The 16184-nt window shown below is 47.4% G+C and carries 14 protein-coding genes and 1 riboswitch; of the genes, 13 read left to right on the top strand and 1 reads right to left on the bottom strand.

Annotated features, from left to right (window positions below):
* Positions 1-81, top strand: a riboswitch (cyclic di-GMP riboswitch).
* 13 nt (positions 82-94) lie between these two features.
* The 3 genes from NLX78_RS16170 (at position 95) to NLX78_RS16180 (ending at position 4510) form a co-directional block, all read left to right on the top strand.
* Positions 95-1669, top strand: coding sequence for a glycosyl hydrolase (locus NLX78_RS16170; RefSeq protein ID WP_254350965.1), 1575 nt, complete (start codon positions 95-97; stop codon positions 1667-1669).
* 48 nt (positions 1670-1717) lie between these two features.
* Complete coding sequence (locus NLX78_RS16175) at positions 1718-4015, top strand: PD-(D/E)XK nuclease family protein (RefSeq protein ID WP_254350966.1); 2298 nt, start codon at positions 1718-1720, stop codon at positions 4013-4015.
* A 312-nt stretch (positions 4016-4327) separates the two neighbouring features.
* The gene (locus NLX78_RS16180; RefSeq protein ID WP_254350967.1) at positions 4328-4510 is read left to right on the top strand and encodes a hypothetical protein; all 183 of its coding nucleotides are present in this window, start codon (positions 4328-4330) and stop codon (positions 4508-4510) included.
* Between the two features lie 51 nt (positions 4511-4561).
* Here NLX78_RS16180 and NLX78_RS16185 read toward each other — a convergent pair whose 3' ends face one another.
* Positions 4562-4930, bottom strand: a complete 369-nt coding sequence (locus tag NLX78_RS16185; protein WP_025720479.1) for a helix-turn-helix domain-containing protein — start codon at positions 4928-4930, stop codon at positions 4562-4564.
* Between the two features lie 327 nt (positions 4931-5257).
* On the opposite strand from NLX78_RS16185, the gene NLX78_RS16190 reads away from it, so the two are divergent.
* The 10 genes from NLX78_RS16190 (at position 5258) to NLX78_RS16235 (ending at position 16172) form a co-directional block, all read left to right on the top strand.
* Positions 5258-6007, top strand: a complete 750-nt coding sequence (locus NLX78_RS16190) for a YveK family protein (RefSeq protein ID WP_039269541.1) — start codon at positions 5258-5260, stop codon at positions 6005-6007.
* Entirely contained in the window at positions 5988-6674 is a 687-nt protein-coding gene (locus tag NLX78_RS16195; RefSeq protein ID WP_254350968.1) for a CpsD/CapB family tyrosine-protein kinase, read from the top strand. The genes NLX78_RS16190 and NLX78_RS16195 overlap by 20 nt, the downstream gene beginning before the upstream one ends.
* Before the next feature lie 85 nt (positions 6675-6759).
* Positions 6760-7458, top strand: coding sequence for a sugar transferase (locus NLX78_RS16200; protein ID WP_254350969.1), 699 nt, complete (start codon positions 6760-6762; stop codon positions 7456-7458).
* A 36-nt stretch (positions 7459-7494) separates the two neighbouring features.
* Positions 7495-8433, top strand: coding sequence for a GDP-L-fucose synthase family protein (locus tag NLX78_RS16205; protein ID WP_250267672.1), 939 nt, complete (start codon positions 7495-7497; stop codon positions 8431-8433).
* A 21-nt stretch (positions 8434-8454) separates the two neighbouring features.
* Complete coding sequence (gene gmd, locus NLX78_RS16210) at positions 8455-9444, top strand: GDP-mannose 4,6-dehydratase (RefSeq protein ID WP_013309172.1); 990 nt, start codon at positions 8455-8457, stop codon at positions 9442-9444.
* A gap of 123 nt (positions 9445-9567) precedes the next feature.
* Positions 9568-10911, top strand: a complete 1344-nt coding sequence (locus NLX78_RS16215) for a flippase (protein ID WP_254350970.1) — start codon at positions 9568-9570, stop codon at positions 10909-10911.
* On the top strand, positions 10898-12160 hold the full coding sequence (locus tag NLX78_RS16220) for a hypothetical protein (RefSeq protein WP_254350971.1): 1263 nt from the start codon (positions 10898-10900) through the stop codon (positions 12158-12160). Before NLX78_RS16215 ends, NLX78_RS16220 begins: the two co-directional genes overlap by 14 nt.
* A gap of 754 nt (positions 12161-12914) precedes the next feature.
* Complete coding sequence (locus NLX78_RS16225; protein WP_254350993.1) at positions 12915-14147, top strand: glycosyltransferase family 4 protein; 1233 nt, start codon at positions 12915-12917, stop codon at positions 14145-14147.
* The gene (locus NLX78_RS16230) at positions 14144-15385 is read left to right on the top strand and encodes a glycosyltransferase family 4 protein (protein WP_254350972.1); all 1242 of its coding nucleotides are present in this window, start codon (positions 14144-14146) and stop codon (positions 15383-15385) included. Before NLX78_RS16225 ends, NLX78_RS16230 begins: the two co-directional genes overlap by 4 nt.
* The gene (locus tag NLX78_RS16235; RefSeq protein ID WP_061830263.1) at positions 15363-16172 is read left to right on the top strand and encodes a WecB/TagA/CpsF family glycosyltransferase; all 810 of its coding nucleotides are present in this window, start codon (positions 15363-15365) and stop codon (positions 16170-16172) included. The genes NLX78_RS16230 and NLX78_RS16235 overlap by 23 nt, the downstream gene beginning before the upstream one ends.
* Positions 16173-16184 lie beyond the last annotated feature (12 nt).

Raw genomic sequence — 16184 nt, forward strand, 5'->3', positions numbered from 1 at the left:
CAACGATAAACGCAGCCCTGTCGAAAGGCAGGTACGCAAAGCTAAAGGGCCTTCTACAAGGATGGCAGCCTGGCTACCGAAAGGAAGAGCGAAAGTGAGATTCAATTTTATTCCTCTGTATCGACTGATACGTCATGTACTCCCCTTTGTTATGCTTTTTTCATTGTTGCCCGTCGGTTTTGGTGATTCTCTGTCTGTGGCGAATGCCACTTCATTACAACCTGTTAATTCGGACGCTTCTACTCAGGCCCGTGAACTATACAATTATTTACTCAACATCTCAGGGGAAAAAATAGTCACCGGTCAGCATGATTATTTGGAAAGTCCGGATGAATTAAGTAACAAGGTCCAAAAAATCAGTCAGGCATATGTTGGTGTACACGGCTATGAGATGGGAGCTATCTCTGGTCAATCTGACGCTACGGAAGCAGCACAACGTAAAAATGTCGTCGATAGTGCTATCCATTGGAGCAGATCCGGTGGTATTGTGACGATGACTTTTCATGAAGCGCTACCGGGTAGGCCACTGACTTGGGCCAATGTACAGGCGAAAGTAAGTCAGACAGAGTTCAACAAATACGTGACCCCAGGTACTACGCAGTATAACCTCCTCATTGCCGATCTGGATAAGGTCGCTGTTTCGTTAAAGCAGCTTCGTGATGCAGGGGTTCCGGTTTTGTGGAGACCTTACCACGAAATGAATGGTGACTGGTTCTGGTGGGGAAACAAAACTAATTTCAATCAGCTATGGAATATCATGTACGACCGTTTTACAAACACACATCAATTGAACAATCTGCTGTGGGTATGGAGTCCGAATGCGCCCAATTCGTATACTGTCCCGTATACCCCGAAATACCCGGGAGATGACAAAGTGGACATTTTGGCAGTAGACATTTACAACAATGATTTTAAGCAAAGTCATTATGAAGGTCTGCTCGGGCTGGCACGGAATAAGCCGATTGCCATTGGGGAGCACGGTGAGATGCCTAGTTCTGAGGTGTTGCAGGCTCAGCCTAAATGGGTATATTCCATGACTTGGGGCAAGATGCTGACCGAGAATAACACAACAAATCAAATACAGGATTATATGAATGATTCGAAGAGTTTGACACGGGATGATGTGAAAAATGGGCTGGCAGCAATCGAACAACCTGGGACAGATGTACCGACCTTACCGGACGAGGGACAAAGTGAGCCTATCCCGGTTCCGACCCCTCCTTCCGTTCCTGATGTGGTATATGTGAACGGGCTTCAGGGCGAATATTTTAACAATATGAATTTGAATGGAAGTCCTGCTTTGATCCGTACAGATAGCAAGCTGGACTACAACTGGCGCGCCAATGCAGCTGATCCAAAGGTGAATGCCGATCAGTTCTCGGTTCGCTGGACGGGTAAAATCAAACCACAATATAGCGAGACCTATACGTTCACAACGATATCCGATGATGGTATTCGCGTATGGGTAGACGGCAAGTTGGTGATTGACAGCTGGTTCAAACAAAGCTGGACGGAGCGTAAAGGCAGTATTACTTTGGAAGCAGGCAAAATGGTAGATGTAAAAGTGGAATACTATGATGAAATGGGCGACGCGATGGCACGTCTTATGTGGGAAAGTCAGCATGAAGCGAAAGCGGTGATTCCCGGAAACGCTTTGTTTCTTCCTTGATTGATACTCTTTCCCGGTCCAAAAATATGAGGAGAGAGGGTGGATCATATGATAAAAAAATGGTTATCCCATAGGTATAGAGTCGTTTTATCTGGACTACTAGCGGTCGTAGCTATAGCGATGATCGCTTGGTTTATATACACGCCTTCAAGAAGCGCAGAATTGCAGACGGATAAAGTAGCGGCTGCCAGTCCAGTATGGAAGCTGGGTCAGAGGGATGACTCTTCAGCGGAATTCAAAGGTGTGGTCGGTAGGGATAATATCGACATTTCTACAGCAGCTGCCACTACCGAATCGTCTGCTAAAGGAGCATTGTCAGCGTTGTCGGTAGCAGAAGAGAGTACAACAGTTCCGGTATTGCTCAGCAGTGGAGATATTCCTCCCGGTTTGAATGCGTCCACGAACCCTGAACTGACACTTCAGTATAAGCTGAATCAGATACCTCCCAATGGTATGATATTCCGTGTTCGGATTTTGGATGCGGGCAAAGCAGTCCCGCAAATGGCTGTATTTTCAAATCATCAGCTGTCCGGTATTATTCAGATTGCCGGGGTATCCGGTACTGGGAGTGCTTATAATTTCAAAAACAACTACGAGTTATATATACCCAAAGAGCAATTGCAAAGCGGTGTTAACGTACTCAAGCTAAAGACAGCGCGCTGCCTATACTGCTCCTCTGCAGAAGATAAAAATGTGTGGTGGACTTGGGATGACTTGAGCTTGGAGACGTTAGCTTCACCTGCGGTCGAACCGGTACACGGTAAATATATACTGACCGGAACAAATGTGAACAATAAAGAATTTTATTATGATCAGGGTGCAGTTAAGCATTTACCATACGTTCTCAAGTGGCTGGGCATTGCTTATAGTGGCAACGTCATGAGGGTCACCTGTGCCAGTAATGTGGGCAAGGCATGTACAGACGTGGATGATTACTATCAAACGTTAAAGCAGTATAATATGCAATCGTCTGCTTTGTATTTATATACAGGTGATATTAAGCTGCAAAAAGATGGTTCTCTGCCAGAGACGGCCAAGCAAAAGTTGCGCGATTATGTAAAAAAATACGGTTCCTATCTTCAATATTATGAAGTAGATAACGAACCTGGATTATTTAATCGCTCCAAGGCGGTAAACCTGGCTGTGGCCAAGTGGTTGAATACAGAAGGCAAGCAATTGGCACCGCATCTCAAAACCGTAGCACCGGGCTGGGCCTACTGGCCAACGTACTCTACCAAGGCGTGCAAAAATCAAACCAGTGGTACGCAAAAATGCGGTGACCCAGATGGATGGGAACGGGACCCAGAGCAGCGTAAACAGCTGGAGGAAGTCACCGACCTGACCAATGGACACGCCTATGGTGAATCGTATAATGAAGAGGGCGGGGGCAGCTTCGTCCAAAATTTGAAAACCTTCGGCGGTTCGAGCAATGGACTGGCGAAAAAGATGCTGAACACGGAGTTCGGTACCAATGATACGCATCGAGACAATCCAGATTACGGGGCTAGTCAGCCACAAGCAGCTGCATTCGACCGGATTATGCGTTCGCAAATCGGGTTTGCCGATATGTTTATCCAGCACGCTGCTTTTTATAAGGATTATACGCTGTTTAAAACAGGCTTCGATCTGCAAAGTCATAACCCGGCCAACACAGAAATTTATCCGTTCGGGCAAGGACAGGACACCCGTGTTAAGATCATGAGACGCTTGAGCTTAGCCTATGCCACCCATGGAAAACCTCTGACTTATACAGTGCTGAATCCAGAGGATACCAAGGATAAGATGGTGTATGTTCGTGCGGTGGATACGTCCAAGCTTAAACCGCTGGCAGGTAGCGGCGCTACTTCAGACAAATTGCTGGTGAATCTAGTGAATTTCGAAGCTACCCCGCAGACCGTTCGTGTACGGGTAACGATGCCGAAAGCCGGTTTGTACACGGGTGAACGTTTTGGAGCAGGTTCTACTTACAGTCAGGCACAGCGTTCCATATCAGGGCTCAAGGCTTCTCCTGCCCTTGATTTTGAAGAAAAGCTGGGTCCTGGTGAAGCGGTACAATATATTTTGGAATTAAAAAGTACAGATCAGACCGCAGCTTCAGCCCCAACAGAGGTGAAGGCTGCCTCTGTTCAGGATGGGGCGGTAAAGATTAATTGGCTTCAGGCAGAAGGCGTATCTTCCTATGATGTGCTGCGTGCTGACGGGACCGACGGGGCCTATCAGGTGATTGCCTCGCAAGTAGCGGGAAACACGTATACAGACCGCACAGTAAAAGCTGGAGGCCACTATGTCTACAAAGTCCGGGCGACCGGAGGCACTCAGGTTTCCCAGGCAGCCGAGGTCGCTTAATAACAGATCGGAATGTATATAGGACCTGAGTTAACGAATACCTAACATCATTTCGAAATAAAACAAAAAAGAACCTATCAGGAGAAAATAGGACCTGACAGGTTCTTTTTTGTTGGAAAATCGTTCTGATTTGCCAATACTTTACGTATAATGAAGAAAAAAATAAGAAAATCCTTTTATATTCTCGTCATAAGACGACAACATTGCAGGTATGTATTCATATATAATAGTTTTGTTCATGACAATACATACATGGTTTTGTAGGAAATCTCTTTCCGGTGACCAAGAATAATAAAGCGAGGTTAGTGCTGAATGAACAAGGAGACAGAATTAGGGGTGAACAACCCTCTTTTTCAAAACAACGCACGGAAAGTAGACAAAGCCGCTATCGACTTGGACATCCGGGACATTTTGCTCCAATGTGGGTTCACGATGCCAGAATGGCTAGAAAACGACGCTGATGGAGCCACATACCGGAAGGACAAGCGCGTGTAAATTCAATGGCTGGTCTTACTTGAGCGAGACGGAAGCAGTCGGCCGCTTTCTTTATTCCATCATTCGTTCCATTCGGACAAATGCAATAAAACGTTTGGCTTCTTCCTCAGACAAGGTGCGTCCGTCAATGGTCAGGTTGAAACGTTGCAGAATATCCTCGTCGGACAGTTCAAGCTGGTCCACAAATTCCCTCACATCTGAATCCAATATCGCTGCCGGATGGCTCGTACGTCCCACCAAGTAGTCAATCGTTACCCCGAAAATATCAGCGAGCTTGGTCAGGATCTCAAAATCTGGCTTGCGCCTATTTTTTTCATAGTGAGAAAGAGCTGCCCGCGTAATTCCGAGGGATTGCGCTAGTTCCTCTTGTTTTAATCCCTTATGTTCTCGTAATTCAGCGATGCGGGTGCCATAATTCATCTGTTTTTCCTCCTGAAGGCAAGGTTAAGAAAGGTAAAAAAGCAATTTTACGCTTGACAAGATACGTTTTGTATCATAAATTAGTTATGTAAGTTACATAACGTATCTTTATTTCATAGTTTTCACTTATGTCTTCGTTTATATACCCTAAGAGGCCACCGATTATTGAGCATTTTGTGCTTATTCGCTGGCTAGACCTTCTATGCGCTATTATACAACATTTTACTATAGATTAGAGGGTCATGCATCGTTCTTTTCCCCGTTATGCAGAGGATCAGTACAAGCGTTATTGCATCGAAAACAAGTCAATCAGGGAGGACTGGTCTTGTGCAGTTGAAAGAGTACATCCGTTTGATCCGTAAAAGAATGTGGTTGATTGGTAGCATCGTACTGCTGGTATGTACTGTAGTGGGCATAAAAAATGTATATTTTACCCCGCAGATTTATGAAGCTACCGCAAAGCTCATTATCAACCAGACGCCACGACCGGATCGTGCAGGTGTCGTTGATTACAGTGTAGTTCAAACGAATATAGCCTTAACGAACTCCTATAAGCAAATTATGATCTCCTCGGCGATTATGGATCAGGTGGTCGCCAGCTTCCCCGACCTTAAGGTCACTCCGTCAGCTTTGGCGCAAAAATTAAGAGTGAACACCGCAGGTGATTCACAGGTCATGGATGTAACAATCCGCGATTTATCGTATACGAAGGCTGTGAAAACCGTCAATGCGGTAGCCAAAGTATTCAAACGGCAAATTCCCTCTATCATGAAAATGGACAATGTCACCATCCTAAGCGAAGCCAGTCTGAATGATCCAGCAGTTCCCGTGAACAGTAATCCCGCTATACAGATATTTATTGCTTTTGTCACCTCTTTATTGTTGGGAATCGGCTTGGCGTTTTTGCTGGAGGTATTGGATGATACATTTAAGAATGAAGAGGATATTGAAAAAGAACTCGGTCTGCCTACCCTATCCCTGATTACGAAAATGAAAAAAGAAGATAAACGCTCTGACAGCTCCACTACAACTCCTAAACAGGTAGGTGAAGGGCAATATGCCGCGATTAATCAATAATCAGCTCGTTACATCCCTACATGCTCAGTCTTCCGTTTCGGAGGAGTACCGCATGCTTCGTACTAACATCCAGTTTTCTTCTATAGACGAGCCGATTGAGGTTATGATGGTGGCGTCCGCTCAGGCGGGTGAAGGCAGAACGGTCACAATTAGCAATTTGGCTGTAACCTATGCGCAAGAGGGAAAAAAGGTGCTGATTATGGATATGGATCTGCGTCGTTCCTCTTTGCACCATATGTTTGGTTTGCGTAATCATACAGGGCTGACACGGGTGCTTGCCAATCAACAGGCATGGCAGGATGTGGTTCAGGAAACCGGGATTGACCATCTGCATGCAATTACAGCCGGGCCGAACCCGCCCAATCCGTCCGAGATGCTCAGTTCCCGTAGAATGAATGCTCTGCTAGTTGAGCTAAAAGAACATTATGAAGTGATCTTAATGGATACGCCGCCGTTGCTGTCCTTTCCGGATGGCTTAATTATAAGCGCTATGTGTGACGGAGTCATTCTGGTGGTGCAGGCAGGGAAGGTCAAAAAGGATGTCGTCAAGAAAGCAAAAGCGAATTTGGAAAGAGTAAAGGCGCGCATTCTGGGTGTCGTACTTAATAATGTGAAGCGTTCGAATACCCGCGCCGAGAGAGGTATGGAGGAACGCAATCTGACATGAATAAAAAGGAGGAAAATGAGAGTATATAAAATTCTTTTAACAATGTATAAATGATAATTATCAATAAGGAGCGAGGTGATGAGACGTGTCTTCTTCCCGCTCGAACGAGGCCGAAGTGCTGGGCGCGTCAGTGGATGTATATTCGGTCGCTCATGGGCTTGAACGGCGGCAAGGATGGAACGTATACCCGGTCGTGAAGCGAAGCATGGATATTATATTGTCTTTCATTGGAATCATCGTGCTATGCCCGGTATTTCTGCTTGTCATTTTGCTGATTAAGCTGGAGGACCCAAAAGGCAGTGCGTTATTTTATCAAGTACGTATTGGGAAAAATGAACGGCCGTTTCGCATGATCAAATTTCGTTCCATGGTGTCTGATGCCGAAGCCAGATTGTCTGCACTGCTGGTGGAAAATGAAATTGAGGGTGCGATGTTCAAAATGCGGGACGATCCCCGAATTACCCGTGTGGGTCGCTTTCTTCGCAGAACGAGCATCGACGAGCTGCCACAACTGTTCAATGTACTGCGTGGGCAGATGAGTCTGGTAGGACCCAGACCCCCGTTGCCAAGAGAAGTCCATAATTACACAGTGAGGGATAAGCTGCGTCTGACGGTTACACCAGGCTGCACCGGTCTATGGCAGATCAGCGGTCGTAATCATCTAAGCTTTAACCAGATGGTAGAACTGGATTTGGAGTACATATCCAGACGCAGTTTCCGCACAGATATGATCATTATGCTGAAAACATTTCGTGTGCTGCTAGGCTCCAAGGATGCGTATTAAAGTCTTTCATTTTCACGAAGAAGGTAGGGGATAAGTATGGATCTTCATTCCAACATATATGTAGCAGGGCATAACGGACTGGTGGGTTCCGCTATTGTCCGAGCGCTTCAGAATGCGGGTTACCGTCATATTATTACTCGCACAAGCCGTGAGCTGGATCTACGCAATAAAGAGGCAGTAGATCATTTTTTTGAAACAGAGCCTGTGGATTATGTATTTCTGGCAGCGGCCAAAGTTGGTGGGATTTTGGCGAATAGCGAATATCCGGCTGATTTTATCCGTGACAATCTGCTTATACAAACGAATGTGATTGATGCGGCGTACCGGGTGAATGTAGGCAAGCTGTTATTCCTCGGCTCTACCTGTATATATCCTAAATTTGCTCCGCAGCCGTTGCGAGAAGAATATCTGCTTACGGGTGAACTGGAGCCTACTAATGAGGCCTATGCGATTGCTAAAATTGCCGGGATTAAAATGTGTCAGTCTTACAACCGTCAGTATGGAACCCGGTTTATTTCTGTGATGCCGACGAATTTATACGGTCCGGGCGACAATTTTGATCTCCAGACCTCTCATGTGCTACCTGCGCTCATCCGCAAGTTTCATGAAGCCAAGCTGAATCAATCTCCGACTGTAGAAGTATGGGGTTCTGGTACGCCGCGCCGAGAATTTCTTCATTCTGATGATCTGGCTGAAGCCTGTCTGTTCCTGATGAACAATTATGAGGGAAATGAAATTGTAAATATCGGCGTAGGTGAGGATATCTCCATTCGTGAGCTGGCTGAACGAGTGAAGAATGTAGTTGGCTATGAGGGAGAAATTACCTTTAACACCTCCGCTCCTGATGGAACGCCGCGTAAGTTGGTAGATGTATCCCGAATTTCCGGGCTGGGCTGGTCGGCGCGTATTTCACTAGAAGAGGGATTAAGGTCTGTGTATCAGGCATTTCAAGGCCTGGATCTGGTTGAACAATAAAAAAACGGTGGGGGAATTGGAATGAAAAAAGCGCTGATCACAGGGATTACCGGACAAGACGGGTCCTATCTGGCTGAGTTGCTGCTGTCCAAGGATTATGAGGTATACGGGGTGCGCAGACGAACCAGCACACCGAACTTTGAAAATGTAGCGCATATCCAGAATGACATCCATTGGCTTTCCGGTGATATGACCGATCTGGCTTCATTGATCGAAGCCGTCCGTCAGTCCGACCCAGATGAGGTCTACAACTTGGCTGCTCAATCCTTTGTAGCGGCCTCGTGGCCGCAGCCGTTGGCTACAGGGCAGATTACAGCGCTATCTGTCACCAATATGCTGGAGGCGGTTCGAATTGCCAAGCCGGAAGCGCGCTTTTATCAGGCGTCAAGCAGCGAGATGTTCGGTAAGGTGCTGGAGACACCCCAGACAGAAACGACTCCGTTTTACCCACGTAGTCCCTACGGTGTCGCCAAAGTGTACGGCCATTGGATTACAGTGAACTATCGCGAGAGCTTTGATATGTTTGCTTGCTCTGGCATTCTGTTCAATCACGAATCGCCACGCCGAGGACTGGAATTTGTAACGCGTAAAGTGTCGGATGCGGTAGCTCGTATCAAGCTAGGGTTGCAGCAGGAGCTGCGCATGGGAAATTTGGATTCACTGCGAGATTGGGGTTTTGCAGGCGATTATGTAAAGGCGATGTGGCTGATGCTTCAGCAGGATCAACCGGATGATTACGTCATTTCCACGGGAGAAATGCATTCTGTACGTGAACTGCTGCAAATTGCCTTTTCCCATGTAGGTTTAAATTATGAGGATTACGTCGTGATCGATCCTCAATTTGTCCGTCCGGCAGAGGTAGATTTATTGCTCGGCGATTGTGCCAAGGCGAAAGAAAAGCTGGGCTGGCGATTGGAAGTAGGCTTCGAGCAGCTCATTCATATGATGGTGGATACAGACTTGGAGCGGGTAAAAAGGCAGGCTGCAGTTGAAGCTTCTGTTGTCGTGTAAGAGATGGAGGGGCCAACCGCCTGGGCGGGGGGTCTCTTCGCTGTACATGATTGCAGCTGCATTGACAGAACAGCAGGTTATAAGGCTGTGCGAAAGGTCATTTTTTAAGATGGAGTAAAACCTATGACATTAGTCAAAAAACGCGCCAAACCGCGCAGAAGTTTGCTGGTGAATACATCCTGGCTGTTCGGTGACAAAATGATTCGCATGGTGTTTGGCCTGGCAGTCAGCATCATCATGGCGAGAGTGTTGGGACCAGAGGAACTGGGAAAGTGGAATTATGCGGAATCCTTTTTCGGGATGTTTCTGATTTTCACGACCCTTGGTTTTGATTCTATATTAGTACGCGATCTTGTCAAAGACCCCAAGGATGAGCATGAGCTATTGGGGACGGCAGTTCTGCTGAAATTGGTAGGTACTCTGATAGCCATTGTACTGTCCTATTCCTTGATTTCACTGCTCAGACCGGAAGATAGTTCAGTGCGGTTGATCAATCTGATCCTGGCTACGGCCTCGATATTTCAATTGTTTGATATCATCGATTACTGGTTTCGTGCGCAGATGCTGTCCAAATACACGGTCGTTGCCAAGAATACCGCTTTTGTTCTCGGCTCCACCATCAAAATCATTCTTTTGTTGTCCGGTGTTCCGATATGGTTGGTGGCGTTGTGTGCTCATGGAGAGTTTCTGTTGGGAAGCCTGCTGCTGCTGTATTTCTTCCATAAGGAAGGACGACGTGTGAACCGATGGACGTTCCGCTTAACCACAGCTCGGCGAATCATGAATCACAGCTGGCCGCTTATATTGTCATCCTCCGCTGTATATGTACAGGCACGGATCGATCAAGTCATTATCGGTGAACTGCTGGGGAATGCTGCGGTCGGGCAATACTCCGTTGCACTCCGACTCATCGAAGTGCTGGGCTTCATTCCGGTCGTTCTGACGACGGCTTATGCTCCGGTGGTGACGCGTTCCAAGCAGAAAGGAAGTGACGAATACAGACAGACATTGTCCAAGGTGTATCGGCTGATGTTTATATGCTTTCTTGTGACCTCGGTACCTTTATTTTTTCTATCCCAATGGGTAGTGGTTGTGCTGTATGGGAGAGAATTTACCGAAGCAGGTTCGCTGTTGTCTCTGTTTGCGATTCGTCTGTTTTTCACCAACTTCAGTGTTGCTAAAAGCTTGTTTATTACCAATGAAAATTTGTTTAGATACACGCTGCTGACCTCGGTGGTAGGGGCGGTTACGAATATCGCTTTCAATTACGCGCTAATCCCTTTGCTCGGTGTCCGAGGGTCGTTAGTGGCGACGATCTTGTCCTTTACGATATCTGTATTTCTATTAGATTTGCTGTTTAAGGAAGTTAAATCTAATTTGGGTTGGATGATGAAGTCCATCCTGACCTTTTGGCGTGTTCAAATTACAGTACCGAAAGTTGGAGAGAACAATCATGATACCCATTAAACCGTTTGTTCGGCATGAGGAACAGTGCCCGCATTGTGGAGGTAAGGTACGTGGTGGAGAGGTGCTGTGGCAGGGAATCCATGTATGTGTCAGCACTGCGTGTGAGGGGTGCGGACGCGAATATCTCGAGGACATGAGGGTCGGTCATGCCACGTATTCACCTTATCGTGTAGAAATGCCTGACTATATTTTGACCGGTGATACGAAGTCGAGAAAATGGCTCGGAGAGCCTTTGCGGCAATCGTTGATGAATCCTTCCTATGACTTAGCAGTCGGCATGACCGTGCATAAAATGAAAGCTTCTACACGTGTAATCATCGTCAACACTATGGATTATTTGTATGGTCATGCGTTGCTCAAGCTGCTCAATGTGCAACGCGAATACGAGCAATCCCCGGACCTGGGAATTATCGTCATTGTGCAAAAGTCGCTGGAGTGGATGGTGCCAGCATATGTGTCTGAAATTTGGACGGTTGATGTGCCATTCAGCAGGGCACGTAACTTTTATCCTGTACTACATCATCGGATGATTGAGGAACTGATGCGTTTTGATGAGGTGTATGTCAGCCCGGCATATTCACATCCCAATCAGTTTGATATTGAGCAGTTTACAGGTGTCTCCCGCTATGACGAGGGGCGTGAGTCGGAGCCGCGCATTACCTTCGTATGGAGGGAAGATCGCTTGTGGAGCGGCAGCCATCATATCGCAAGAGCGGTACAGAAATTTCCGCAGCTCAAACGTGGGCTAAAACCGCTAATTTATCATCAGCGCAGTAAAATCATACGGCTGTTCCGCAGGCTAAAAGAAAGCTTCCCAGATCATCGTTTTACAGTCGCTGGACTTGGGCGTACCGGGAGCTTCCCGACATGGATTTCTGATGAGCGTGTCACACGCTTCGATCGAGAAAGTGAGCTGCGGGTCTGCGAGGTATACGCAGCCAGCCAATTAGTAATCGGTATCCACGGCTCTAATATGCTGCTGCCGTCTGCGCATGCCAGCATGACCATTGATTTGATGCCCAAGGACCGATGGGGGAATTACGCTCAGGATATTTTATTTCACGAAACGGATCATCGGCTTACAGCCTACAAATACCGCTTTGTGCCGATGGAATCGAGTGTGACTCTAGTGGCAGATATGGCAGCAGCCCAGCTCAAAGGGGCAGATCATTTTAATATGCAGATGACAGAGGAAAGGCAGCGTGAGCATTCAAGTTGGAGGGGAAAGGCCGCTTCGGGGCGGGTTTGATCCTGGAGCAACTATTGTGGATGGAAGGCCGCTTCGGGACGGATTTGATCTTCCGATCGCTGTTGACGTGGGATTCCTTTGTTTGAATAAAGCCCTGCAGAGGGCGGAATCCCACGTCAAAGGCGAACGCTGACGCTTCTCCAGATTCAAATCCTTACCCTCCGCTACCCACCGCCGCCAAAAAGAATTTCCCCCAGCCTATTGGGTGGGGGAGGTAAGAGCCGCCTGGCGATAGCTTCGCCTTATCGCCGCGAACTTCTCGCCGGGCATGCATCCCGGCGTAATTAATGCTCTGTACCGTTCTCTGTCAGGGTGACAGCGTTTGGTGGATAACACTCACGACAAGCAACAATCAAGTCTAGTTAAGGCGTCTTGCTTGGTTAACCCGGCGACAATATTACCATGCTGGCTTGAGAGCTTGCCATAATCGTGCCAAGTTCACAAGCGTTTGACGAAGTCAACGCTCTGCATGCATCCGTGTTCGAGTATCCGCCAGTGGGGCACTTCATGCCCAGCATTCCCTTTTTTGAAATGAGGTGACTTTATAGACCCGGCGGTCAGTAGCGGAGCGGTCCATTTGAATCTGAAGAAGCGCTAGCGTTCGCCTTTGCAGTGGGATTCTTACCTCGGAATGTTTTATATATCCAGGAATCCCACTGCAACAGCGATCGGAAGATCAAATGAAACGCGCAGCGTTCTCTGAACCCTCCGTGCTCCATAACTCACCCAATATGAAATGGCAGGAGCCCTGATGATGATTCAAAAAATATTGTATCTCCGCAATTTTGCCAGCAAAGTGAACGGGGACTCATACAATTTACAGGAAGTCGGTTTGGGCAAAGCACTCGTTCGAAAAGGCTATGATTGCGATATTGTTTACTACAACGATCGTAAAGAAACCCATCTGGAACAGGTCTACCGTCACGAAGGATGCACCTTGCGTATTATCTGGCTCCACGGGTTTAAGTTCTTAAGCAACAGCATCTACAGAGATGTTCTCAAAGATTCTTTTCTGGATGCCTATGGTCTGGTCATTACTACAGAATACAACCAGATCATGACCTATCTGCTTTCTCGCAAATGTCCTGATAAGCTGGCGTTGTATCACGGCCCATACCGAGATAACACGCACGCGCTGATCCGCAAACTGTACGATATTATGCTGCTGCCGAAGGTAGCAAAATCTCTACGCCGTACCTATGTCAAATCCGATCTTGCCAAGCGCTATTTGGAGAATAAAGGTTTTGACAACGTGGTTACGATTGGGGTCGGACTGGATCGCAGTAAAGTAGAGAGAGCATTCGATAGTGAAACCAGTAACAACAGTGAAGACATAAGCGGAGAACGTGAGGAAAACCGTGAGGTCGCGAATGAGCTGCGTCGAATCGGTGATCGTCCGGTGCTACTGTATGTTGGTGTATTGGAGGAACGGAGAAATATACGTTTTATGCTGACTACGTTCAAAAGGGTACTCCAAAAGCATCCTAGCTGCCTTTTGTTAATGGTCGGGGATGGACGGAAGACGGACACAGACCGCTATTGGACATATGCTCATGAACTGGGAATAACGGACAGTATTATACATTTTTCAAGAGTGGAGCAACGTCATCTGTGGCAGGTTTACGGAGCGGCGGATGTGATGCTGTTTCCGACCCAATACGATATTTTTGGTATGGTGCTGCTGGAAAGCATGCTGTTTCGCGTCCCGATTATCTCTTCGGTAAACGGGGGCTCGGTTACCTTGCTTGAGGACGGAGTGAGCGGAGTGATGCTGAGAAGCTTTTCAGAAGAGGAATGGTCTGGTCGAATAGGCGATTTGCTGGATAATGCTGAGCTGAGACGAAGTATGGCGGAGAAGGCCTTTCTTACGGTCGACCGTATGTCGTGGGATCGCATTGCGGATGAAATAGTAAGTCATCAAGGGATCAAACCTATGAGCTCGAACCACGCTATGCAATCAACGCAGGAAAGAGGGGCAACCACGTGAGCCAACAGGTCAGCAGACAGATGAACCCTCCTGTGAGCAAGGTGCTGATCATCCATAACTTTTATCAGCAAAGCGGGGGAGAAGACAAGGTTGTCGAGCAAGAATCAGCTATGCTGCGTTCCAGAGGAATAGAGACAGAGCATTACTATGTGCACAACGACAGCATTCAAAGCAGAGGGCTAGCGAACATGGCAAAGCTGGCGGTAGAGGCGGCATGGTCCCTGCCGGAATTCAAAAGAATCAAGAAGCTGCTTTTACAGGTGAAGCCAGATGTGGTACATGTGCATAATTTTTTCCCGGTTATATCCCCTTCGGTCTATCATGCTTGTGAACGGCTGGGGATTCCGGTTGTCCAGACACTTCATAATTACAGGCTGATTTGTCCGGCGGCAACCTTTATGCGAGGGAATAAGGTTTGTGAAAAATGTCTGCACGGCACGCTACTGCATTCCATCCGTCATGGATGCTATCGAGGTTCACAGCTTCAGACGATTCCGGTAGCGGCGATGATTAAGTTCAACGATCTGATCGGCACATGGCAGCACAAGGTAAGTCGCTATATTGCGCTGACAGAATTTGCACGGGACAAATTTGCCGAAAGCGGTATTCCACTGGATCGTATCGCGGTAAAGCCAAATTTTGTCCATCATAAAACAGTGAAAACCCAATATGACCCGAATGATCGTTATTTATTGTTCGTGGGGCGGATTTCTGCTGAAAAAGGGGTTCGCAATCTGCTGAAAGCTTGGTCACAGTTGGAAGATCGGGGGGGATTGAGACTGGTCATCATTGGGGATGGTCCGGAAAAGGCTGAATTGACCGCTGCTTATCCGCAGGAAGATGTTCGGTTTCTCGGTAAGCAGGATGGAGACACGGTACTGGATTGCATGAGCCGGGCCATGTATGTCATGGTGCCTTCCATTTGGTATGAAGGATTTCCCATGACCATTGTAGAGTCTTTTTCTGTTGGAACTCCGGTATTATGCAGCCGGCTCGGTGCACTGGAGGAAGTCGTGGAGGACGGGGTGACGGGTTTCCATTTTCAACATGATGATTTGGAAAATATAAAGACTGTGATTCGCTGTGCAGTAGCTTATGAAAACTATGCAGCTATAAGACAGAAGGTGTCGGAAAACTACGCTGCACGCTATACGGAAGAAGTGAATGTGAAGCAGCTGATGGCGATATATAGCGAGGCGATGGAGGAGCGTGATTATGAAGCAGCTGCCCCAATATAGAGTCGGAAGGATTGCGGATGCAGATATTGCAGCACTTACGTTTCAGGAGACGGTACACATGCTGGAACAATGGGCAGTCGGACGAAAGGACGGCTATGTTTGTATTTGCAACACGCATTCCATTGTCACAGCCGGGAATCATTCCGAGTTCCACGAAGCGCTCACTCAAGCCGATTTGTGTACTCCCGATGGTATGCCGTTGGTATGGGCGCTTAAGCTGTACGGATTTGAGCGTCAGGATCGGGTAGATGGTCCCAGTCTGATGCTCAAGTTGTGCGAACGTGCGCCACAGACGAAGGTAAGTATATATTTTTACGGCAGTACGCCGGATACGCTGGATAGCTTAAAAGAAAGAGTAGAACAGGATTACCCTGGAATCCGCATCGCGGGCAGCTTTTCACCACCATTTCGTGAGCTTCACCCAGATGAGGAGGAGCGGATCATTGATGAAATCAATGCGTCCGGCGCGCATATCATATTCGTCAGCTTAGGCTGTCCGAAGCAGGAAATATGGATGCATCGAAACAAAGCCCGCATTCATGGCGTGATGATTGGAGTAGGGGCGGCCTTTGACTATATCACTGGAAAGGTTCGTAGACCGCCACTAGCGATACAAAAGCTTGGGCTGGAGTGGCTGTACCGTCTGATCTGTGAACCGAAGCGATTATGGAAGAGGTATGCCTATAACAATCCGATGTATGTATACCGTTTTCTAAAATCTTATCGGCAAAACAAACGGCTTACGCTTTATCATAATCGGCTTGCAGGAAGAGATATAGAGAAGTGAAGTCGGTAAAAG

The sequence above is a fragment of the Paenibacillus sp. Lou8.1 genome (genome assembly GCF_024213565.1).
Lineage (GTDB): Bacteria > Bacillota > Bacilli > Paenibacillales > Paenibacillaceae > Paenibacillus > Paenibacillus polymyxa_B.